Genomic DNA, 21,803 nt, shown 5'->3' with positions numbered 1-21,803 from the left:
AATCCACCACGATGTTCGAGAAGACCTACCGGGACCGCCTGGACGCTGATCTTGCGCGATGGGAGGCCGATGGCGTGATTGCGCCGGCGGCAGCCGCATCGATCCGCAATGCGCTGCCGCCGCTGCCTGCGGGCATCAACATCGCCGTCGTCGTCGGCATCGTCGGCGGCTTGTTGATCGCGGCCGCGTTCCTCGCCTTCGTCGCGGCGCACTGGACGGAGATCGCGCGGCTGGTGCGGTTCGCGATCCTGCTCGCCGGCATGGTCGTCACCGGCAGCCTTGGCGCCTGGTTCGCTTCGAGGGGCCGCGACGTTCTCGCCGATCTCTGCGCGAGCGTCGGCGCCATCATCTTCGGTGCGGGCATCGCGCTGGTCGGCCAGATGTACCATCTCGGCGAGGATTTTGCCGGCGGCATGCTGCTGTGGTCGATCGGCGCGTTCGCCGCGGCGCTGTTGACCGGCTCGCGCGGGGCGCTCGCGGTCGGCCTCGTCGCCGCCAGCATCTGGACCTGCATGCGGATCCACGACGCGCCCGACTTTCTGCATCTTCCGTTCGTGGCGGTCTGGCTGATCGCCGCAGGCCTCGCCTTCGCCTGGAATTCCCGCGTCGCTGCCCACCTCGTCGCGCTCGCGGTGCTGCCGTGGTGGATCGCGACGTCGCTTCGCTTCGAGTTCGAGGGCGCCCAGCCGTCCTTCCTGCTCGCGAACGGGGCCGCCCTGCTGTTCGGCGCCGGGCTTGCGATCGCAGCCATGCCCTCGCCGAGGGCGCGCCAGCTTGGGAGCGTTCTGTCGATCTACGGAGCGTTCTCGCTGGCCGGTGTCGCGTTCCTGGAGGTGACGACGGTCGATGACTTCATTCGCTTCCGGACCAGCACGGTGTCCGCCCAGCCGATCTGGGCGATCCTGTCTGGAGTTGCGGGGGTGATCCTCGCCCTCGTCTCCGCCATTCTCACGAAGCGCGCAGGTGAGTTGCTCGCAGCCTGCGCGATCGGGCTCGTGCTGCTCGCCGCGCCGATCTGGCCGGTCTCCACGGCCGGCGAACCCTGGTTCGCTTATGCCGCGCTGCTGTGCGCCATGCTGTGCCTCGTCGTCTCCGGCGTGCTCGATGACGTGCGTCCGCGGATCGTCGCCGGCTGGCTCGGCATCGCCGGAATCATCGCCGGCATCACCTGGGCGGTGAAGGGTTCGCTGCTGCGCCGCTCGGCCTTTCTCGCGGGGGCCGGAATCGTCGCCGTGGTCTTTGCAACCGCGCTCAATCGCATGCTGCCGAGGGCTGAGCGATGATTGGAGCCATCACAAGATTCTGGCAGCGCATCCCGAAAGCCGTCCTTTTCGGTGTCGCCGTCCTCGTGCAATGCGCGTTGCTGGTGCTGATGGTCGCCGACCGGATGCAGATCCTGCGCGAAGGCCGTGAGGTGACCCTGCAGACGCAGCCGGTCGATCCGCGCGATCTTCTGCGCGGCGACTATGTCGTGCTCCGCTACGACATTTCGCAGCTGCCGGCCGGCGCGCTCGCCGGCAAGCCGGCCGACGCACGTAACCCGATCGTGTTCGTCAAGCTCGCGCCCAATGCGGACGGCCTTTACGCTGCCGTCTCGGTGCATGCCGCGCCTGTGCCGGTCACGACGCCCGAGGTGCTGATCCGCGGCCGCGTCAGCTATTCCTGCGGATCGGACGTCCGCACCTTCTGTGACAAGCTCACGATCAAATACGGCCTCGAAAGCTATTTCGTGCCCGAAGGCGAGGGCGGCAAGCTCGAGCAGGCCCGCAACCAGCAGAAGCTGCGCATCGTCGCCGCCGTGCTGCCCTCAGGCCGCGCCGCCATCAAGCGGCTGCTGCTCGACGGCGAGCCGGTGTATGAGGAGCCGCTGTACTAACCGGCGATCATTTCGGCGCCGCCATACAGTTTCGCCAGATTGTGAAATTGTGACTGGCCTCGCCACCGCGGAAGCCCCAATGTCGCGACTCCAGGAAATGGGACGGACATGCAATCTGCGGGCAGCGGCTGGGGCAACGGGCTTCTCGGCGTCATCATCTTCAGCGGCTCGTTGCCGGCGACGCGGGTGGCGGTCGGCGGCTTCTCGGCGCTGTTCCTGACGTCGGCGCGCGCAGTCATCGCGGCGCTGATCGCTGTCGCCGTACTCGGCCTGCTCCGTCAGGCGCGGCCGCAGCGAAAGGATCTCGCCTCGCTCGTCATCGTCGCGATTGGCGTCGTGGTCGGCTTCCCCCTGCTGACGGCGCTCGCGCTCCAGCACATCACCTCGGCGCATTCGATCGTCTTCATTGGCCTCTTGCCATTGTCGACAGCGATCTTCGCCGTGCTGCGCGGCGGCGAGCGGCCGCAGCCGCTGTTCTGGCTGTTTGCGATCCTCGGCAGTGCCACGGTGGCCGGCTTTGCCTTGTCCGGCGACGGATCGGCCTCGCTTGCCGGCGATCTCCTGATGGTCGCCGCCATCGTGCTGTGCGGGCTCGGCTATGCCGAAGGCGCCGCGCTGTCGCGCCGGCTCGGCGGCTGGCAGGTGATCTCCTGGGCGCTCCTGCTTGCGCTGCCGCTGATGGTGCCGGTCGCGCTATGGACCTGGCCGCCGGCCTGGAGCGGCGTCAGCGTGCCCGCCTGGATCGGGCTCGCTTACGTCTCGATCTTCAGCATGTTCGTCGGCTTCATCTTCTGGTACCGCGGCCTCGCGATCGGCGGCATCGCGCGAATCGGTCAGCTGCAGCAGCTCCAGCCGTTCTTCGGTCTTGCGCTCGCGGGCTTGTTGCTGCACGAGCCGGTCGCCTGGAGCATGATTGCCGCAACTGCACTCGTGGTTGCCTGCGTCTTCTTCGCGCGCCGGTTCGCGTGAGGCTTTCGCCTCACGCCTGCCCCATCACCGTCCGCGTCAGCGCGCTCCTTGCAAATTTCTTCAGCGGCATCGGCTTGCCGAACAGAAAGCCCTGCACGAGGTCGAAGCCGAGCTCGTTGGCCGCAACGAGGTCGGAGCGGCTCTCGACGCCCTGGGCGACGCTGCGCGCGCCATAGCTCTGCGCGAGCTCGACGATGTCGCGGCACACCGTGCGCTTCAGCCGATCGTTGCCGCTGCCGGTGACGAACTGCCGGTCGGCCTTCAGCTTGACGAAGGGAATCTTGTCCAGGCCCATCAGCGCCGGCCAGTTGGCGCCGAGATTGTCGATCGAGAGGCCGATATTGTGCAGGCCGACCTCGCGCGCGACCTCGGTCAGGTGATCGAGATCGCGGATCGCCTCGTCGCTGTCGATCTCGACCGTCAGCCCGCCGAAGGCCGGATGCGTCGGCATGCTGCGGCAGAGATCGCGCACCGCCTGCGGCTCCTTGAGATAAGACGCGGGAAGATTGATCGACAGGTCAACCGGGCTTTGTTGCTCCAGAAGATAGTGCCAGTCCTGCATGGCGCGCCCGATCACGAACTCCGACAGATCGCGCAAATGCGGATCGTGCGGCTCCGGAATGAAATAGGCCGGCGGCACCACGCCCCAGGTCGGATGCCGCATCCGCACCAGCGCCTCGGCGCCGCTGCGGACCAGCGTGCGCGCGTCGATCTTGGGCTGGTACCAGAGCTCGAGCCAGCCGGCATGCAGGGCCTCGCCGACATGCACGGCCGGGCTCGGCGCCGGCTCCTCCGGCAGCAGCATGGCGACGCGCTCGCGCAGCGTTTCCGCGGCAAAGGGCGTGGTCAGCGGCGGCAGCATGGTAAGACCATATTCCTCGCCGACCTGCTGCACGGCCCTGACGATGATCGACTCACGGGCGCCGACGGCCAGAACCTTGCCGGCAAAAGCCTCCCGCACCAATATTTCGAGGAATCTCCCCGGCTCGATGCCGTCAGTGGCGACGCCGAGCAGGATCAGGTCGGGCAGATCGGTGACGAGCACGGTCTGCAGTTCGTCCGCGCTGGCGCATTCGCTGGTGACGAAGCCGAGATCCTCCAGCACCTCGCTGAGAAAGGCGCGCAGATGCCGCTTGCTATCGGCCACGCAGGCGCGCGGCGTTACCTTTCGTCGTCCGAAGGTCACAGGCCTTCGTCCGACGAGCTCAACCATCCCATCGTTCATCAACACCACTCCCGTTCCGTGACGGTTTCTTAAACGCGGAGCGTGGGTTCAAATAAGGAGAGCATCACATCATTCTTGAATTATCTGAGTAACGTTAAACCCTGCAATTCGAGCTAATTTTTCGACAGTCTGTTCGAAAAGAATTCGCATACTCGAGCACCGCAGGCGCAACGACTGCCAGCGCACGCGAAATTTCTCTCGTGCGATGTAACTGGCGTCGTGCTCGCCGATGGACGGAGGCGGGCAATGCGATTGTGTGCCCTTTCGAAGCAATGCGAGATCGTTGGAGGATTGTGACCGGTGGCTTTTTCGAGATGCGCGGCGAGTGCTCGACGACGGTGAACAGGACCGCGTCGTCTTCTTTCCCGCGATGCGCGCAGGTTCCGCTTTCGCTCGCGACAGTTCTGCGACAACGCGGCCAGGCCCGCGGCCGGAATGTGAAGCGCATCACACGTGGGTTGCTGCACTTGCGCTATTGCTCGGCTCAGCCGGTGGTGGGCTGTCGAGGATTGCGACAATGACGACGCGGCGTTTGATGTATTGGTGGTTCAGGATCGTGATGTCAGGGCGATTTCTCGATCGCTTCCTGTGCCTGCCGCGCGCGCATTGAAGCGCGCCGCGCGATATCAGGTCTGCCCGATCAATTTGCGGAACGCGGCCGCGCCGTCCTGCATCGCGTCGCGTCCCTTCCAGGCCAGATAAGTCAGCTTGCCGCCGAGCGTGTCGTGGCTGCGCAGCCGGCGAGAGCCGAGGATGTGGCCGACATTGGAAGGGAAGCGACTCACCTCGGCGGACACCAGCGCCGCGATCGCATCCATCAATTGCTGGAGCCGGGTTCCCCATTCGCTGTTTTCGATGCCGTCGATGCGCACCTTGAGGGCATATTCGGTGTCATAGATCTCGGTGAGCAGGTCGCGGGCGACCAGCACCCGGTTGTGCCGGAGCGCGATGCGAAGCGCGAGGCGCTTGTCGTCGAGCCGGTCGAGCACCATGGGAACGACGCAGGCATAGGGCGCGGCGGCGACGTCGGCGGGGCTCTTGCTCGCGGCGGCCTTGGTGGCGAGGCTCACCAATTGCCATGACGTCGCAAGGCGCCTCGCCACCAGCGTCAGCGCGAAGGGCAGTGCCTCGGGATGAGCCTTCTTGAAGGCGTCGAGCTGCGCGGTGATCTTTGCAACCTGGCCGTCGTCGAATCTCGCGATTTTTGCAGGCAGTTTTTCATCGAATTTCGGCAGCGCATCGCCGGCGCGCAGCACATGCTGCATCTTCCTGACGTCGTCGAAGGCGCTGCGCGACGCCGTATACTGCGCGAGCTTGGCCCGCGCGAATTCGGTGCTCTCAGCCGAAGCGAAGGTGCTCTCGAGCACCTTGACGACCTTGGTCTGGAAGGTCGCTGCGATCTTCGAGACTTCCTTCGGATTGTTGGCGGCAACCTGGTCGCTGATCGCCTTGATGTAGTCGCGTGCCATGGTCGGCAGCAGGTCGCGGCAGATCCACTCCCAGATCGGGGTGAGGGTGTTGCGCGAGATCCGCCCCATATTGGCATGCTCGGGCGCGCCATCGATCAGGAGCAGCTCGAGCGGCGCGAAGAAATAGCGCGACGGGCTGGTGGCGCGCGCCTGGGTCGATCCGTCCTTGCGAAACTCGGCGCGCAAGCGGGACTGGACGTCGGCCGAGCCCGGCATGTCGATGCCGCACAGCTCGAGCCGCTCCAGCTCACTGAGCAGACAGCTGCGCGACAGCGGCGTCAGCCTCTGCAGGAATTCCGACAGCCGATCGATCTCGTCCATGGCACGCAATCTTTCGCAGCGTGTCCCGCGGGCGTGCGGGCCAATGCGTGGAGGCATTTGCGCGCTCTCAACCTCCTAAGAGAAGCAAGTCGCCGTTAATTATTCCGTAAAAGCCGGGGGGGGGGGCGGCCTCGGGCGAAAGCGGTGGTTAAGGAGTTTTCGACCCGTTTGCCCAAGACCTGAGCAGGAACTCAACCCTTGCGAGATCGAGCGCCGCGCGCCGCAAGCACAAATTGTGCCGACGTCGCCATTTTAGCGCAAAACCGCCGAAATCACCGTAGTCTTACGGAGCAAAAAGTTAACCACAGACCGCCCCGGGTTCCGCTACATGAGTGACATGGGGTCACAGAATGATACGGCCACCGATTCGCGGCCGTCGGAATGGTACGAAAGCAGCGCTGCTCCAACTGATGAGCTCGAATTCGTCCGCCTGAGCGCCGCCCGGGCCAAGGCGGCCGACGAAATGGCCGCTGCCATTGCCCGCGAGCTTAATGGCCCCCTGACTGCGCTGCTGCTCTACATGGGCGAGATCAAGCATCACAGCGATCAGTTCGCGCCTGTCACCGGCGACCGTGCCTATTTGCAGCGGGTGGTCGAGAACGCGCTGGCACAGACCGAGCGGGTTTGCGGCCTGGTCAAGCAGCTTGCGGGTCCTCACAAGGGTGGCTTGTCGATCCCGTCCAGTGCCGAGGACGCAGAATCAAAGGCCGTCCGCGCCCAGCAAGCACAGCGCGTGCCGAGCGCCGAACTTCTCGGCCTGTCGGGCCAGAAGCGGCTGACCAAGCGCGAGCGCGAGGTGCTGAGGCTGATCAGCGAGGGATACTCGAACAAGCAGGGTGCGCTTCGGATGCAGATCAGTCCGCGCACGTTCGAGAGCCATCGTGCCGAGGCGATGCGCAAGCTCGGTGCGCGCAACACCGCGGATCTCGTCCGTGCGGCGCTGCTGCATTCGATCGATTGAGGCTGGCGTGTTGCATCGCCGGCCAGGCGGTGCGGACAAAGGCCGGAAAATATCTATCGAGAACCCGATCGCGCTCAGAAATAGTCTTCGGCGAAGGGACGCGCGCGCGAGGCGGGACGCAGCGGCTTGATCTCTTCCTTCGGCCCGTTCGGGATGATGGTGATGGTCCAGCGGGGAGGCATGCTCGATTCCTGCTCCAGCACCGAACGCACGAAGCCGGTCACCGTCGACTCGCCAGCCCTCACCGTCGCCATCCGGCCGTTGAACTGTGCGATGCGGAAGCGGCGAACCTCCTTCTGGTCCGCGGTCTCGTAGGTGAACATGGAAACCCTCCTGGTTTCCCGCGACTATCACCACCTATGATTAGCCATCTCTAAAAATCACCAACCGTAGAAGTACGGCGGGAATGCACGCCCGAGTGATTAGCGCGGCTCCTGTGCGCGCGCGGCGACATAGGCGGCATCCATCCGGTCCAGAAGATCGCGGAATTCGGCATCGCCGAGCCTCTCTGCCGACCTCTCCAGCGTCAATGCCAGCGCCGCGAGCCTGACATAGCCGAACGTCCCGGCCGCGCTCTTCAGCGAATGCGCTTCGCGTGCGATCCTGCCATGGTGCTGAGCGAGCGAGAGCGTGCGGAACAGTTGCAGGCGCGCGCAGGTCTCGCTCCAGAACACCTCGCGCACTTCACAGGCACCGTCCTCGCCGATCTCGCGCACCAGCGCTTCGTATGCGCGCGGCTCGCGCGCGGGTTCGGCATCGAGCGCCTTCTGTGCGGGCGCGACGGTGACTTCAAACATGGTGGCCTTGATCACGGGTCATTGTCGCGCGGCACGTCCCGGCGCGAGGGCCCCCCGTGTCTACGGCATTCGCATTTCAGTTCCGGTAGCAGGACATGAGGTGTTTGCAGACCGGCATTAGCCGGCGGTTTACCATCCGAGCCGCGGTCAGCGTGGGCCGAGCAGCCGGTCGTACTGGGCCTTCACGGTGGCGTAGCATTCGCACGCCGTCTGGCGCAGGCCGTCGAGGTTGACGATCTGGATGTGCCCGCGGCTGTAATGGATGAAATTGGCCTGCTGCAATGTATTGGCGACCAGCGACACGCTGTTGCGCCGCGCCCCGATCATCTGTGCCATGGCCTCCTGGGTCAGCAGCAGCCGGTAGTCACCCGAGAGATCATGAGTGTGCAACAGGCAGCGCGACAGCCGTGCCTCCACCGGATGGGCGGCGTTGCAGCCCGCGGTCTGCTGGACCTGGGCGTAAACCGCCAGCCCGTGACGCATCAGCAACGTGCGCAGGGTGCTGCTTTGGTCGGCGGCGATCCGCAGCCGGTCGAGATCCATCATCGACGCAAGGCCCGGTACGAGTACGATGGCGGTGTTCAACGCGCACGCATCGCCCATGGTCGAGAGCGCCCCGAGCAGGCTGTCGCGGCCGACCATGGCGACCTGCACATGCTCGCCCTTGGCGAGTTTGACCACCAGCGAGATGACGCCGCGGTGAGGAAAATAAGCGCGCTTGAGCGTCTCGCCGGTCTCGACCAGGACGTAGTCATGGGGCAGGTCAACTGTTCGCAGGTGCGGGCGGATCAATTCAAAATCGTCCGCCGGCAGTGCGGACAGGAAACCGTTGGATGGGCGCACCATCGTTTCCAAAGCTGCCTCCCCTCTCCTCCACCAGCGGGCGCGGCAGGTGAAACCGCTCCCTGGGCGAGCAAGTTCCATCATCTTCCCGTCGGGATATATTGGCAATTGGGACAAGATGTCCGACGGTGGCACATCGGGCGATCGTCCCACCGGCATGTGTGCACGTCGGCGTGCAGTCGGGCGCGTGGAGTTTCTCGTCACCGCAAGGGTCCCATCAGGCGGATGTGGTGGGCCTTCACCGCCGAATGGCACCGGCAGGAGGTCGCTTCCAGCGCCCGCAAGTCGAGGATTTCGATCTGGCCGCGTGCGTAGTGAATGATGCCGGCACGCTGAAGCGCATGTGCGACGAGCGAAATAGCGTTGCGCCGTACGCCCATCATCTGCGCCAGCGCTTCCTGCGTCAGCGGGAGGAGCTCGCTGTCGGACAGGTCGGGGGCACGCAACAACCAGCGCGCCAGCCGCGCCTCGACGGAATGCAGCGTATTGCAGAGCAGGGACTGCTGAGCATGAGCGAGCAGGGCCTGCTCATGGCGGACCATCAGGCTGCGAAACGGCGCGCTTGCGGCTGCGACTGCCCGGAAAGCCGCGATTTCAAGCACACAAGCCGTGCCGGGAAACAGCACGACAGCGTCTGCCGGCATGATGCCATCGGCCAGCGCTGCGCCGCCGCCCACGACGCCATCACGGCCCAGCATCGCCACCTCGATCATCTGTCCGTCGGACAGGCCCACCGTGATCGAAACGGAACCGCTGTGTGGAAAGTAGACATATTTCAGCGCGAGGCCCGCCTCGCCCAAGTCAGCTCCCCTGACCATTCCCGCTGTCGCGAGATGAGGCGCAGCAGATTAAAATCTGCCGCATCGAGCATTTGCAGCGCCTGATTGGGCGGGTGGCCGCTCGCGGTCATGCAGGTCATCTGGCGCGTCGATAGTCCGATGGGTGCCGCGCGCGTTCGTCATCCAGTTGCGCGGCGGAAAAACATATTGTAACGGTTGTGGAGATGTCCATATACCCATTAGAGGGCAGACAGCCTGGGGCATCTGCGGCGGAAATAAGGGTGACGCGCTGATTCGCTTCGGCGCCTGCGCGTCCGTCCTGTTAGGAGCGCAGGAAAAAGCGGCAAGGGGCTTTCATGAGCCGGAAGCATTGCATCCGGGCTGCGATCGGGCGCCGGTCGGCCCGCGCATTCTCCTGCATCGGACGAGTGCTTATCCGACACCGCTCCCGATCATGGCGCCATCTGGCCGCAGATTTTGCATCCATCGTCTTCGTTTTCCCGGCGCCGCCAACGCCCTTAGCAACCAATCCATTTCTCGATCGAAACCAGAGGAGAAAGGCGTGCGCCACGGCTCCATGATTGAATTGCCGAAACGGGACGCTCAAATGGGACGAGACGGCGTGCGCCATATTCTCGTTGTCGACGACGATCCGATGGTGTGCATGGCCATCGAGATCTATCTCCAGCGCAACAATTTTCGGGTCACGATCGCTGAGGGCGGTGAAGCCGGACTGCGGGCCCTCGAACACGAACAGTTCGATCTGATGATCATCGACATCTTCATGCCGCACATGCGCGGGTTCGAGTCGATCCGGATCTTCCACGAGCGGGCGCCTGTCATTCCGCTGATCGCGATGTCGGGTTACGCCTTTGCCAATCTGGATTCGCCGGCGCCCGATTTCCTCCGGATGGCGCTGGAGCTCGGGGCCGCACGCTGCCTGCGCAAGCCGTTCACGCCGCACGCGCTGCTCGCCGCCATCAATGATTGCCTGGCGGAGCACCGCGACATTGCGTCGGCCGCGCGACTGGGTTAGCGCCGCGCGCGCCGCAGCGGTCACGGGGTAACGGTTCGTTTACCGAAAGCGCGAACTTTGCCGATCTCGGCGAGCGCGAAACGACGGCCGCGAGGGCGCTCTCGATTGCGGACGGCTTCGTTCGATCCTGCGCAGACCGTGCCTATCGTCCTTCACGAGCAGGACTTTCTCGTGCGTCCCGCCGCGCCGCTATCGGCGCGTTGCCCTCACGCGTCTCGCCGCCGCGCGCCATGGCGGTTTTGCCGAAAAGGGCCCTCGCGCGCAGCCGAACGGCAAACTTCTCTTCAATATCCGTATTAGCACGGAGGATGAAATTAACGGGACCGTGAAAGGGGATGTCTAACGATCGAAAGAGGGCTTCCGTCGATTCCAAGTGCGGCCCAGGCGTCGAAGTCCAGCTCAGTAAGGCGTAGCTCATGGATGATCTGTTGCGGGAGTTCTTGACGGAGACCAGCGAGAGCCTGGATACCGTGGACAACCAGCTGGTGAAGTTCGAGCAGGAGCCGAACAACGCCAAGATCCTGGATAACATCTTCCGCCTGGTCCACACCATCAAGGGCACCTGCGGCTTCCTCGGCCTGCCGCGGCTGGAAGCGCTGGCACATGCCGGCGAGACGCTGATGGGCAAATTCCGTGACGGCATGCCGGTGACCGGGCAGGCGGTGACGGTGATCCTGTCCTCGATCGACCGCATCAAGGAAATCCTCGCAGGTCTCGAAGCGACCGAAGCCGAGCCGGAGGGTAACGACCGCGACCTCATCGACAAGCTGGAAGCGATGGTCGAGCAGGGCATGGCGGCCATGTCAGGCTCGGCGCAGCCGATCGCGGCCGGCGCCGCTGCTCCCGTCGCTGACGCCCCGCCGCTGGTGCCGGAAGCACCGGTAGCTGCCGCGCCTGCGCCGGCAAACATGACAACCGGCTCGCTGATCGACCAGACCCTGGAGCGTCCGCTGCGTCCGGGCGAAGTCTCGCTCGACGAGCTCGAGCGCGCCTTCCGCGAGACCGCGATCGAAGCGCCGGTGCCTGCGCCTGTTGCTAAAGCCGAGCCCGCGGCGGCGGCTGAAGCCCCGGCGCCCGCTGCCAAGGAAGCCGCAAAACCCGCCAAGGAGAAGCCCGCGGTCAAGAAGTCGATGGCCGACGAGGCTGTCGGCGAAGGCGACCGCATCGCCAACCAGTCGATCCGCGTCAACGTGGATACGCTGGAGCATTTGATGACCATGGTCTCCGAGCTGGTGCTGACCCGCAACCAGCTCCTGGAGATCTCCCGCCGCAACGAGGACACCGAGTTCAAGGTGCCGTTGCAGCGCCTGTCCAACGTCACCGCCGAGCTGCAGGAAGGCGTCATGAAGACGCGCATGCAGCCGATCGGCAATGCCTGGCAGAAGCTGCCCCGCATCGTCCGCGATCTCTCCAGCGAACTCGGCAAGCAGATCGAATTGGAGATGCACGGCGCCGACACCGAGCTCGACCGCCAGGTGCTCGATCTGATCAAGGACCCGCTCACCCACATGGTGCGCAACTCCGCCGATCATGGCCTGGAGACCCCCGCCGAGCGTCTTGCCAGCGGCAAGGGCGAGCAGGGCACCATTCGCCTCTCCGCCTATCACGAGGGCGGCCACATCATCATCTGCATCGCCGACAACGGCCGCGGCCTCAACACCGAGAAGATCAAGGCCAAGGCGATCTCCTCAGGTCTCGTCACCGAGGCCGAGCTCGAGAAGATGAGCGAAGCCCAGATCCACAAGTTCATCTTCGCGCCGGGCTTCTCGACCGCGGCCGCCATCACCTCGATCTCCGGCCGCGGCGTCGGCATGGACGTGGTCCGCACCAATATCGACCAGATCGGCGGCACCATCGACATCAAGAGCGTGGCCGGCGAAGGATCTTCGGTCACCATCAAGATCCCGCTGACCCTGGCCATCGTCTCCGCGCTGATCGTGGAAGCCGCCGGTGACCGCTTCGCGATCCCGCAGCTCTCGGTGGTCGAGCTGGTGCGTGCCCGCGCCAACTCCGAGCACCGCATCGAGCGCATCAAGGACACCGCGGTGCTTCGTCTGCGCAACAAGCTGCTGCCGCTGATCCACCTCAAGAAGCTGCTCAAGATCGACGACGGCGCGGCCTCCGATCCCGAGAACGGTTTTATCGTGGTCACGCAAGTCGGCAGCCAGACCTTCGGCATCGTCGTCGACGGCGTGTTCCACACCGAAGAAATCGTGGTCAAGCCGATGTCGACCAAGCTCCGTCACATCGACATGTTCTCCGGCAACACCATCCTGGGCGATGGCGCGGTCATCATGATCATCGACCCCAACGGCATTGCCAAGGCGCTCGGCGCCGCCGGTTCCTCGGCCCATGACATGGGCGACGAGAACGGCGCCCATCACATCGGCTCGGGCGAGCAGACCACTTCGCTGCTGGTGTTCCGCGCCGGCTCGTCCCAGCCCAAGGCGGTCCCGCTCGGGCTGGTCACGCGCCTCGAAGAGCTGCCCGCCGACAAGATCGAGTTCTCGAACGGCCGCTACATGGTGCAGTACCGCGAGCAGCTGATGCCGCTCGTCGCCATGGAAGGCGTCACCATCGCCAGCCAGGGCGCCCAGCCGATCCTGGTGTTCGCCGACGACGGCCGCTCCATGGGCCTCGTCGTCGACGAGATCATCGACATCGTCGAGGAACGGCTCAACATCGAGGTCGGCGGCTCCAGCCAGGGCATTCTGGGCTCGGCCGTGATCAAGGGCCAGGCCACCGAGGTGATCGACGTCGGCCACTTCCTGCCGATGGCATTCGCCGACTGGTTCACCCGCAAGGAGATGAAGCCGTCGCTGCACTCGCAGTCGGTGCTGCTGGTCGACGACAGCGCGTTCTTCCGCAATATGCTGGCCCCGGTGCTCAAGGCGGCCGGCTACCGCGTCCGCACCGCGCCGACCGCGCAGGAGGGCCTCGCTGCGCTCCGCGCCCAGAGCTTCGACGTGGTCCTGACCGACATCGAGATGCCCGACATGAACGGGTTCGAGTTCGCCGAGGTGATCCGCTCCGACAACAATCTGGGCTCGATGCCGATCATCGGCCTCTCCGCCCTGGTGTCGCCGGCGGCGATCGAGCGCGGCCGTCAGGCCGGCTTCCACGACTACGTCGCCAAGTTCGACCGTCCCGGTCTGATCGCGGCGCTGAAGGAGCAGACCGCGGGCGCCGCCGGCGCCTCCGAGCTGAGCCGGGCAGCGGCCTAAGAGCAGGACAGGGATCAGGAGATACCTATGACCAGCAAGAAGACCCAGTCCAGCGAAGGCGCCATGGTCGAATACGTCACCGCGATGATCGGCGGCCAGCTGTTCGGCCTGCCGATCTCCCGCGTCCAGGACGTGTTCATGCCCGAGCGTGTCACCCGCGTGCCGCTATCCTCGCGCGAGATCGCGGGCGTGTTGAACCTGCGCGGCCGCATCGTCACCGTGGTCGACATGCGCGCCCGCCTTGGCCTGCCGCAGCCTGAGGACGGCAAGGTGCCGATGGCGGTCGGCGTCGACCTGCGCGGCGAATCCTATGGCCTGCTGATCGACCAGATCGGCGAGGTACTGCGCCTGCCCGAAGCCGGCATGGAAGAGAACCCCGTCAACCTCGACCCCCGCATGGCCAAGCTCGCCGGCGGCGTCCACCGCCTCGAAGGACAGCTCATGGTCGTCCTCGACGTCGATCGCGTCCTCGAGCTCGAAACCAAAGTGCAAATGGCTGCGTGAGCCAACGAAAAACATCGAAGCCGGAGAACCAAAATGAAAACGTGTTTGGTGGTCGATGATTCCAGCGTCGTACGCAAGATCGCACGCCGGATCCTGGAAGGCCTGGAATTCCAAGTCACCGAGGCCGAGGACGGTTCGAAGGCGCTCGAGATTTGCCAGCGGCAGCTGCCCGATGCGGTGCTGCTCGACTGGAACATGCCGGTGATGGACGGCTTCGAATTCATGGGCCACATGCGCCGCCTGCCCGGCGGCGACCAGCCCAAGGTGGTGTTCTGCACCACCGAGAACAACGTGGCTCATATCGCCCAGGCGCTCAGCGGCGGCGCCAATGAGTACATCATGAAGCCCTTCGACAAGGACATCATCGCCGACAAATTCGCAGAGGTTGGTTTGATCCCGGTCGGACAAGCCATGGTCTGAGTGTGTCTGGCCGAAGTGCTTTGGCCAGAGTGTTCCAGTACAGCTTCGAAGAGGCCATCCGTGACCCCGACCGAGTATGAGTATCTGCGCAAATTCCTGAAGGACAATTCCGGGCTCGACCTGTCCGCAGACAAGCAATATCTGATCGAAAGCCGCCTGCTGCCGCTCGCCCGCAAGGCCGGGCTCTCCGGTATCGCCGAACTCGTGCAGAAGCTGCAAGGTGGCTCGCGTACGCTGATCACCGACGTGGTCGAAGCCATGACCACCAACGAGACGTTCTTCTTCCGCGACAAGGTCCCGTTCGATCATTTCCGCGACACCATCATGCCCGAGGTCATCAAGGCGCGCGCGGCGCGCCGGAGCGTGCGCATCTGGTGCGCCGCCGGCTCGACCGGGCAGGAGCCCTATTCGCTGGCGATGAGCCTGAAGGAGATGGGTGCGGCCCTGACCGGCTGGCGTGTCGAGATCATCGCGACCGATCTGTCGCAGGAGGTGCTGGAGAAGGCCAAGGCCGGCATCTACAGCCAGTTCGAGGTGCAGCGCGGCCTGCCGATCCAGATGCTGATGAAATATTTCAAGCAGATCGGCGAGACCTGGCAGATCAATCCCGAGCTGCGGGCGATGATCCAGCACCGGCAGCTCAACCTGCTGCACGATTTTTCCCAGCTCGGCACCTTCGACGTCATCTTCTGCCGCAACGTGCTGATCTATTTCGACCAGGATACTAAGATCAACATCTTCAACCGTCTGGCGCGCCAGATCGAGCCCGACGGCTTCCTGGTGCTGGGCGCGGCCGAAACCGTGGTCGGTCTGACCGATACGTTCAAGCCTATTCCGGAGCGGCGCGGCCTCTACAAGCCGAACGACCCGCGTGCCGCGGCCGCCAAGCCGGCTCTCGCCGGCGCCGCACCGCGCATGGCGGTGATGGCAGGACGCTAGACATGGCCGAGGATGGCAAGGGCACGGAACGCGTGACGTTCAGCCGCGGCTATGACGTCTGCATCATGGCCATCGACGGCACCTGGCGCCGCGACTGCAAGCTCAACGCGATCTCCGACACCGACGCCATCCTGACGGTGGAAGGCTCGATCCAAGGCTTGAACCTGAAAGAGTTCTTCCTGCTGTTGTCGTCAACGGGCCTCGCCTACCGTCGCTGCGAGCTGGTTCGCGTCAACGGCGCCGAAATGGACATCCAGTTCCTGCGCGGCAAGAACAGGAAGAAGCGCGGCGCGGCCGGCGGCCGTGACGAAGCGGCCTGATCGGCGTGGCAGCCGCGGCGCTGTCCGCCAGGTTGCTTTATATTTGCTGAAACATCCGAGCGAATTTGCCTTGGCCGCTTTACGTCGCTTAAGCGCGAGCCGTGTATCCATCGACGGCCTCAATCTCAGGATACGGAAATGCCCAGAAGTTCTCTTTCCCCCATCTCGTCAAACCTGCCCGATGGCGCCGAACGGCGTGCGCTTCAGCTCCTGGTGGTCGACGACGACGCCACGCAGCGCAGCCTGATCACGGTCGCCGCCAAGCAGGCCGGCCACGAAGTCACCGTGGCGCCGTCGGTGGCGGACGCGATCGAGAAGCTCCGTGCGGCCCGCTTCGATTGTGTGACGCTCGATCTCGTGCTGGAGGATGGCGACGGCATCGACGTGCTGCGCGAGATGGCGGCGGCGAAGTTCGGCGGCGCCGTGATCGTCATCAGCGGCATGGACGGCAAGCGCCGCAGCGCCGCCCGCAGCTTCGCCCGGTCCGTCGGGATCGAGCTCCAGAGCCTGCCGAAGCCGCTCGACCTCGCGGCCTTGCGCATCAGCCTCGCCAATCTCGGCAAGACCGCGATGGGCCTTCCGGCGATGCACACCTGGGGTGGTGTCGCCACCGACGCGATCGTGGAACGGCACCGCGCCTAGGCCGCGGAGCTGCCATGCGATGGCATGCGGCTGCTGGACCGTGTTGATCGCGCGCTATGCCGGGCTACCGGATTCCGACAGACATTGCAGGGCGTGGCCAAGGCCCGCCCGGCAGGCATTGAGGGCGGCGTTCGCCGTCGCATAGCGCGGCGTGACGTCGTCGAGCACGAAAATGTCGGCGGAACCCGCCGGATCGCCCTGCGCCAAGCCTGTTTCCAGCAAGCCTGTTTCAAGCAAGCCTGTTTCCAACATGCCAGTTTCCATCATGGCTGCGTCGATCAGGCGCATGCTGCTCTCGATCCGTGTGATCAGAGCGCGAAGTTCGGCAGCGATCAACTGACGGCTGTCAGTTTCGGGCATCGCGACGAGCGGGGGTGTGCCAGCGAAATTTAGCATGGATATTCTCCGTACCCCGCAATTAGGCACCCTGCCGCTACTTGTGCGTTAAGTCCATGTCCCGTACAAATACGGGTGGGCCGAATCCGCGCCGAACGCCATAAACGGTTGGCGCGCACGCGAGTCCTTCATGCCAACCGGATGTGGCACATGGCCGAACAAAGCTCTCGCGGTGAAATCTTCGTCGTCGACGACGACCCTGCCGTTCGCGACACTCTGTCGATGGTGTTGAAGGCGGCGGGCTATGAGGTGATCTGTTTTGCGGACGGCGCAGCGCTGCTCTCCGTCGCGCGAAACCGGACACCGGCTGCGATCCTGCTGGACGTGAACATTCCCGGCAAGTCGGGCCTCGACATTCTGAAGGAGCTGCAGGGCGAGGATTATCCGGCGCCGATCTTCATGATCTCCGGACAGGGCGACATCGCGATGGCGGTGGGCGCGATCAAGAGCGGCGCGCTCGACTTCATCGAGAAGCCGTTCCGGGGCAGCGAGATTGTCGGCCGGCTCGACGAGGCGATCGGCGCCTATGCGCGCAGGCAGGCGGAGAACGCCTCGCCGAAATTCGGCTCGCTGCATTTCCCCGGGCGCGAACCGCTGACGCGCAGGGAGCGCGAGGTGCTCGAGCAGTTCGCGGCAGGCGCGTCGAACAAGGAAGCCGGCCGCACGCTCGGCATCAGCCCGCGCACCATCGAGGATCACCGCGCCAACATCATGAAGAAGCTCGGTGCGCGCAATGCCGCCGATCTGATCCGTATCGTGATGACCGCGGCCCAGCGCGCGTCGTAGGGCGACTGGGCTCTCCTCTCGTGCCCCGGACGCAGCGCGTCACGCAGTGATGCGCTGCAGAGCCGGGGCCCATCTTTCCAATCTCACCGGTCAAGCTTCTGGGTCCCGGCTCTGCACAGCAGCGCTTACGCGCCGAAGTGCGTCCGGGACACGAGATTGCGCCTCAAGCGCTCAGCGCCTTGCGGATGATCCGCGCCAGATCCGACTTGCGATAGGGCTTCGCCAGCAGCAGAACGCCGGAATCCAGCCGGCCGTGATGGATGATCGCATTCTCGGTATAGCCCGATGTGTAGACCACCCTGAGATCGGGGCGCGTCTTCTGGAGCTCGTCGGCGAGCTGCCGTCCGTTCATCTTGCCGGGCATGATGACGTCGGTAAACAGGAGGTCGAACGGCTTTCCGGCGGCGACGATCGCGAGCGCCTCCGCGGCGTTTGCGGCCTGCAAGGTGACGTAACCCAGCGAATGCAGCTGCGCCAGCACATAGTCGCGCACCAGCCTGTCGTCCTCGACCACCAGGATCGTCTCGTGGCCGCCCTCGATCGTCGCCGGCGTCACGCCCTCACCGGCCGCCGTCGGCGTCTTGCCGGGCGGCAGGTACATCTTGATCGTGGTGCCGTGGCCTTCCTCGCTGTAGATCTTGATGTGGCCGGCGGACTGCTTGATGAAGCCGTAGACCATCGAAAGTCCGAGACCCGTGCCCTTGCCCGGTCCCTTCGAGGTGAAGAAGGGGTCGAACACCCTGGGCAGCATGCTCGCGGGAATTCCGGCGCCGGTGTCGCTCACGGCAATCAGTACATAATGGCCGGGGCGGACGTCGTTGACGCTGGCATAGGCCTCGTCGAGATAGGCGGCGCCGGTCTCCACGATCAGCTTGCCGCCACCGGGCATGGCGTCGCGGGCGTTGAGCGCGAGGTTGAGGATCGCGGTGGTGAGCTGGTTGGGATCGACGATCGCAACGCAAATCTCGTCTTCGAACACGGATTCGATCAGGATCTGCTCGCCCAGCGTCGGCCGCAACAGTTTCGCGGTGTCGACGACCAGCGAGTTGATGTCGATCTCGCGCGGCTGGAGCGGCTGCTTGCGCGCGAAAGCGAGCAGGTGCTGGGTCAGGTCGGCGCCGCGCGCGGCGGCCTCGTCGATCATCTTGGTGATGGCCGCAAGTTGCGGCTCCTTCTCGACGGCCTCCGCGAGGATCTCGATCGTCCCGGTGATGACGGTGAGGATGTTGTTGAAATCGTGCGCCACGCCGCCGGTGAGCTGGCCGACCGCCTCCATCTTCTCGGCATGGCGGATGCGCTCGTCGGCGGCGATCTTGTCGGTGAGGTCGCGGTAGAAGACGTTGAACAGCAGGCCTTCGCGGCGCTTCAGCGCGGTGACGCTCAGCTCGGCCTTGAATTCCTTGCCGTCGCGGCGGCGGCACACGAGTTCGCGGCGGCGATTCAGTGATCTGCCGTCCTCGCTCTCCAGGAACTGCTTCAGGCCCGCCCTGACCCTCTCGCGTTCGCTCTCGGCGACGATGAGGTCAATCGTGCTCTTGCCGAGCACCTCGTCGCGGCGCCAGCCGAAGAGCTGTTCGGCCTGCGAGTTCCAGCTCAGGATGCTGCCGGTCTCGTCGGTCTGGATAAAGGCGTCGAGCGAGGTCTCGACGATGTTGCGGGCGAGCCGCTCGCTCTCGCGCAGCGATTCCTGCGCGTGCCGCGCTTCCGTCATGTCGCGCCCGGCAAAGTAGAAGCGATGCGCCTTTTCGGACCAGCTGCCGAGCCAGGACAGCCAGACCTCGTGTCCGTTCTTGTGGAAGCAGCGGGTGTCGCCGAGCTTGGGGCGTTCGCCGCGCCGTAGCGCGCGCATGGCCTCGCGCGATTGCGCCAGATAGTCCGGATGAACGAAGTCGGCGCCGCTGCGGCCGATCATCTCGTCCGGCCGGTAGCCGAGAATGGTCTCGCTGCTCGGACTGATCTGCGCGACATGGCCCCGCGCATCCATGATCATGATGAGATCCTGCGAGGTGTCGAAGATCTGCCGGCGCTCCTCGAGTTGCCGCTGGAGCTGCCGCTCGGCCCGCCGCGCCTCGGTGAGGCTGTGCGCGGTCCCGGAGACGCCGACGATCTCGCCCGAAGGTCCTTTGATCGGTGAGAGGCTGAGCGAGATCTCGACGTGTGTGCTGTCCTTGCGCAGGCGCACTGTCTCGAAGCGTTCGATCGGCTCGCCCCGGGCGATCCGCTGCAAAATGTCCTTGCCCTGCCCGCGGCGGTCGGCGGGTACGATGATCGCGGTGGACTTGCCGATCGCCTCGTCCGCCGAATACCCGTACAATCGCTCGGCAGCCGGATTCCAGCCCGTGATGACTGCATCGAGCGTCTGCATCACGATCGCATCGTCGGAGGACTCCACCGCGGCGCTGAACAAGCGCTCGCGCTCTTCATGATGGCTTCGCGCGGCCTCGGTGCGGCGATGTTCCTCGATCTCGCGTTCGAGCGCTGCTGTCTTCACCCGGGTTTCCTCAACCATCTGCGCAAAGGCCCGTGCCAACACGCCCGTCTCGCCGCTGGCATCGACGGGGATGTCCGCAGGCCGTCCGCTGCCGATGGCCTGCACCGCCGCAGTCAAGCGCCCGATCGGGCGTGTCAATGAGCGCGCCAGGAGCACCGCGAGTGAGCCGGCGGCGAGCACCGCCAGTGTGCCGACCAGCAGAGACGTCTTCTGGATTGCTGCCGGCACCAGGCCGAACACGGGCGCGGGAATCGTTTCGATGATTGCGACCCATTCCTTGCCCGCGAGCAGCGCAGGCGCGATCGCCGCGCCGCTCGGCCGGCCCGATCCATCGGTCAGGAGCCGCGTGGATCCTTCCAGCGTGCCGGCCAAGGCTCCAAAGTATGGAAAGTCCTTGCGCCAGTCGTTGGGGCGGTCATGCAGCGCGCCGAATTCCCGCGCACGGTCGGGATGGACGAGATAATCGCCGCGCGAATTCACGACGTAGATCTCTCCCCCCGAAGTCACCGTCGCGCGGACCCGCTCGAGAGCCGGACGCATGTCGATATTGGCGACAATGATGCCGAACGGCTTGCCGTCCTGAGCGAACAGCGGCGTGGCTGCCCGCAGAGTCGGAGCGCGAAGAGCCGTCGTGCCGCCCTGGCGAGTCGCGAGATCAATTGGCGACACATAGATCTCGCCGGGCCCGAGCCGTATCGTTTCCTGAAAGTAGGCCCGGTCGCTCTTGCGCTCCAGTTCGTCGTCTGGGGCGATCCGTGCTGCTCCGTTCGGTCCGGAGCGATCGACGCGAACCAGCTCACGCTGGTCGTTATCGACACCGATGATCCGGAATTGCCCGTAGATGGGCTTGGCCTCGACCTCGGCCGCGAGCCGCGTGGCGATACGCTCGCGCCAGGTTTGCTCCGAGACACCGTCAGAAGGGTCGATTCCGCCCCCGGCCTGAGCGCGGATCAGGCCGTTGATGGCTGCGGCGGCGCGATAGCCGATCAGATCGCCGCGCACGCCGGCGACGTAGGTTTCGAGGTTGGTCGCCAGCAGGCGCGACTGGGCCTCGACCCGCTCCAGCACGCGCGGAATCACCGCTTGCGTGGTGTTGCGAAAGCCCAGCCAACCGACCGCGGCCACAGTGACCGCCACCAGCAAGATCATTGCGATGGCCAGCCGCGTCGCGAGCGTCAGGGGGATGCTCGCAGGACGTCCCGGACGATCGCGGCCGATCTGGCCTGAAGCGGCGGAGCCCTCATTATCGGTGGCCGGAGCTGACATCGGACCCCTCCGGCTCGCCCGCCTTCAGGCAGCCGTCGACCGCGGCGAGCAGTGCCCCGGGTCTGAATGGCTTTTGCAGGCTTGCCACGGCGCCGAGCTTGGTCGCCATCTTCAGGAAATCAGGCTCTGCATAGGCGTCCGGCGTGATCGAGCGGCCGGAAATGACGATGATCGGAATGGCCGGGACCAGCGCCCGGATGTGACGCATCGTCTCCAGCCCGTCCATGCCAGGCATGAAGATGTCGAGAAACAGTAGATCGAACCGGCCCGCCTCGAACAGCGCAAGTCCCTTGCGGCCATCGCCGGCGACGGTGACGTGATGACCGGCCCTCTCCAGGAGCAGCCGGATCGTGATTTGCACGGCCGGGTCGTCATCCACGATCAGGATGTTGGCCACGTCTGAATTCCTCCGGGCCGGATGGAGATTCCACCGGCCGCAAATCAAATCCATCAAAGATGAAATTGTTGCGCGGATTCCGTCCAGCCTGCAAGCACTTCGCGAATGTCCGGTGAATGCTCGCGTAAGCCGAAATCCGGAA

General features: G+C 65.0%; 21 protein-coding genes. 12 read left to right on the top strand and 9 right to left on the bottom strand.

What is annotated here, in order from left to right:
- Positions 1-11 precede the first annotated feature (11 nt).
- From IVB26_RS37600 to IVB26_RS37590, 3 genes are all read left to right on the top strand, one after another.
- Positions 12-1,283: a DUF2157 domain-containing protein gene (locus IVB26_RS37600; RefSeq protein WP_247969886.1), complete on the top strand. Its 1,272-nt coding sequence runs from the start codon at positions 12-14 to the stop codon at positions 1,281-1,283.
- Positions 1,280-1,876 carry a GDYXXLXY domain-containing protein gene (locus IVB26_RS37595; RefSeq protein ID WP_247969885.1) on the top strand — a complete coding sequence of 199 codons (597 nt, stop codon included), beginning with the start codon at positions 1,280-1,282 and terminating at the stop codon, positions 1,874-1,876. The genes IVB26_RS37600 and IVB26_RS37595 overlap by 4 nt, the downstream gene beginning before the upstream one ends.
- A gap of 108 nt (positions 1,877-1,984) precedes the next feature.
- Positions 1,985-2,845, top strand: coding sequence for a DMT family transporter (locus IVB26_RS37590; protein WP_247969884.1), 861 nt, complete (start codon positions 1,985-1,987; stop codon positions 2,843-2,845).
- A 10-nt stretch (positions 2,846-2,855) separates the two neighbouring features.
- Here the strand turns inward: IVB26_RS37590 and IVB26_RS37585 are convergent, their stop codons facing one another.
- On the bottom strand, positions 2,856-4,070 hold the full coding sequence (locus IVB26_RS37585; RefSeq protein WP_247969883.1) for an EAL domain-containing response regulator: 1,215 nt from the start codon (positions 4,068-4,070) through the stop codon (positions 2,856-2,858).
- A gap of 626 nt (positions 4,071-4,696) precedes the next feature.
- Entirely contained in the window at positions 4,697-5,860 is a 1,164-nt protein-coding gene (locus tag IVB26_RS37580; protein WP_247969882.1) for a hypothetical protein, read from the bottom strand.
- A gap of 337 nt (positions 5,861-6,197) precedes the next feature.
- Between IVB26_RS37580 and IVB26_RS37575 the strand changes: the two genes are divergently transcribed.
- Positions 6,198-6,821, top strand: coding sequence for a helix-turn-helix domain-containing protein (locus IVB26_RS37575; RefSeq protein WP_247969881.1), 624 nt, complete (start codon positions 6,198-6,200; stop codon positions 6,819-6,821).
- A 74-nt stretch (positions 6,822-6,895) separates the two neighbouring features.
- Here the strand turns inward: IVB26_RS37575 and IVB26_RS37570 are convergent, their stop codons facing one another.
- The 4 genes from IVB26_RS37570 to IVB26_RS37555 all read right to left on the bottom strand — a co-directional run bounded on the left by IVB26_RS37570 (position 6,896) and on the right by IVB26_RS37555 (position 9,261).
- Positions 6,896-7,144, bottom strand: coding sequence for a hypothetical protein (locus IVB26_RS37570; protein WP_246928461.1), 249 nt, complete (start codon positions 7,142-7,144; stop codon positions 6,896-6,898).
- Between the two features lie 99 nt (positions 7,145-7,243).
- Positions 7,244-7,618, bottom strand: a complete 375-nt coding sequence (locus tag IVB26_RS37565) for an Hpt domain-containing protein (protein ID WP_247969880.1) — start codon at positions 7,616-7,618, stop codon at positions 7,244-7,246.
- Positions 7,619-7,765: 147 nt separating this feature from the next.
- Complete coding sequence (locus IVB26_RS37560) at positions 7,766-8,464, bottom strand: Crp/Fnr family transcriptional regulator (RefSeq protein WP_247973371.1); 699 nt, start codon at positions 8,462-8,464, stop codon at positions 7,766-7,768.
- Between the two features lie 197 nt (positions 8,465-8,661).
- Complete coding sequence (locus IVB26_RS37555) at positions 8,662-9,261, bottom strand: Crp/Fnr family transcriptional regulator (protein WP_247969879.1); 600 nt, start codon at positions 9,259-9,261, stop codon at positions 8,662-8,664.
- 601 nt (positions 9,262-9,862) lie between these two features.
- Here IVB26_RS37555 and IVB26_RS37550 point away from each other — a divergent pair.
- From IVB26_RS37550 to IVB26_RS37520, 7 genes are all read left to right on the top strand, one after another.
- Positions 9,863-10,276 carry a response regulator gene (locus tag IVB26_RS37550; protein ID WP_247973370.1) on the top strand — a complete coding sequence of 138 codons (414 nt, stop codon included), beginning with the start codon at positions 9,863-9,865 and terminating at the stop codon, positions 10,274-10,276.
- A 416-nt stretch (positions 10,277-10,692) separates the two neighbouring features.
- Entirely contained in the window at positions 10,693-13,500 is a 2,808-nt protein-coding gene (locus tag IVB26_RS37545; RefSeq protein ID WP_247969878.1) for a hybrid sensor histidine kinase/response regulator, read from the top strand.
- A gap of 27 nt (positions 13,501-13,527) precedes the next feature.
- The gene (locus IVB26_RS37540) at positions 13,528-14,004 is read left to right on the top strand and encodes a chemotaxis protein CheW (protein WP_179739766.1); all 477 of its coding nucleotides are present in this window, start codon (positions 13,528-13,530) and stop codon (positions 14,002-14,004) included.
- A 33-nt stretch (positions 14,005-14,037) separates the two neighbouring features.
- Positions 14,038-14,424 (top strand): response regulator, encoded by a 387-nt coding sequence (locus IVB26_RS37535; protein WP_028143851.1) that lies wholly within the window; start codon positions 14,038-14,040, stop codon positions 14,422-14,424.
- A gap of 60 nt (positions 14,425-14,484) precedes the next feature.
- Positions 14,485-15,363: a CheR family methyltransferase gene (locus tag IVB26_RS37530; protein WP_247969877.1), complete on the top strand. Its 879-nt coding sequence runs from the start codon at positions 14,485-14,487 to the stop codon at positions 15,361-15,363.
- A gap of 2 nt (positions 15,364-15,365) precedes the next feature.
- Positions 15,366-15,683, top strand: a complete 318-nt coding sequence (locus tag IVB26_RS37525; protein WP_018321617.1) for a hypothetical protein — start codon at positions 15,366-15,368, stop codon at positions 15,681-15,683.
- 138 nt (positions 15,684-15,821) lie between these two features.
- Positions 15,822-16,325: a response regulator gene (locus IVB26_RS37520; protein ID WP_247969876.1), complete on the top strand. Its 504-nt coding sequence runs from the start codon at positions 15,822-15,824 to the stop codon at positions 16,323-16,325.
- A 54-nt stretch (positions 16,326-16,379) separates the two neighbouring features.
- Here IVB26_RS37520 and IVB26_RS37515 read toward each other — a convergent pair whose 3' ends face one another.
- Complete coding sequence (locus IVB26_RS37515) at positions 16,380-16,721, bottom strand: hypothetical protein (RefSeq protein ID WP_247969875.1); 342 nt, start codon at positions 16,719-16,721, stop codon at positions 16,380-16,382.
- A 150-nt stretch (positions 16,722-16,871) separates the two neighbouring features.
- Between IVB26_RS37515 and IVB26_RS37510 the strand changes: the two genes are divergently transcribed.
- Positions 16,872-17,507 (top strand): response regulator transcription factor, encoded by a 636-nt coding sequence (locus IVB26_RS37510; RefSeq protein ID WP_246931233.1) that lies wholly within the window; start codon positions 16,872-16,874, stop codon positions 17,505-17,507.
- A 163-nt stretch (positions 17,508-17,670) separates the two neighbouring features.
- On the opposite strand, the gene IVB26_RS37505 is transcribed toward IVB26_RS37510, so the two are convergent.
- Together IVB26_RS37505 and IVB26_RS37500 are read right to left on the bottom strand one after the other, a co-directional pair.
- Positions 17,671-21,264, bottom strand: coding sequence for a PAS domain S-box protein (locus tag IVB26_RS37505; RefSeq protein WP_247969874.1), 3,594 nt, complete (start codon positions 21,262-21,264; stop codon positions 17,671-17,673).
- The gene (locus tag IVB26_RS37500; RefSeq protein ID WP_063198352.1) at positions 21,242-21,661 is read right to left on the bottom strand and encodes a response regulator; all 420 of its coding nucleotides are present in this window, start codon (positions 21,659-21,661) and stop codon (positions 21,242-21,244) included. The genes IVB26_RS37505 and IVB26_RS37500 overlap by 23 nt, the downstream gene beginning before the upstream one ends.
- Between the last annotated feature and the right edge of the window lie 142 nt (positions 21,662-21,803).

It is taken from the genome of Bradyrhizobium sp. 195 (genome assembly GCF_023101665.1).
In the GTDB taxonomy this organism is placed as follows: domain Bacteria; phylum Pseudomonadota; class Alphaproteobacteria; order Rhizobiales; family Xanthobacteraceae; genus Bradyrhizobium.
The sequence above is the reverse complement of the archived record's forward strand: the minus strand, read 5'-3'. Positions and strand labels throughout refer to the sequence as shown.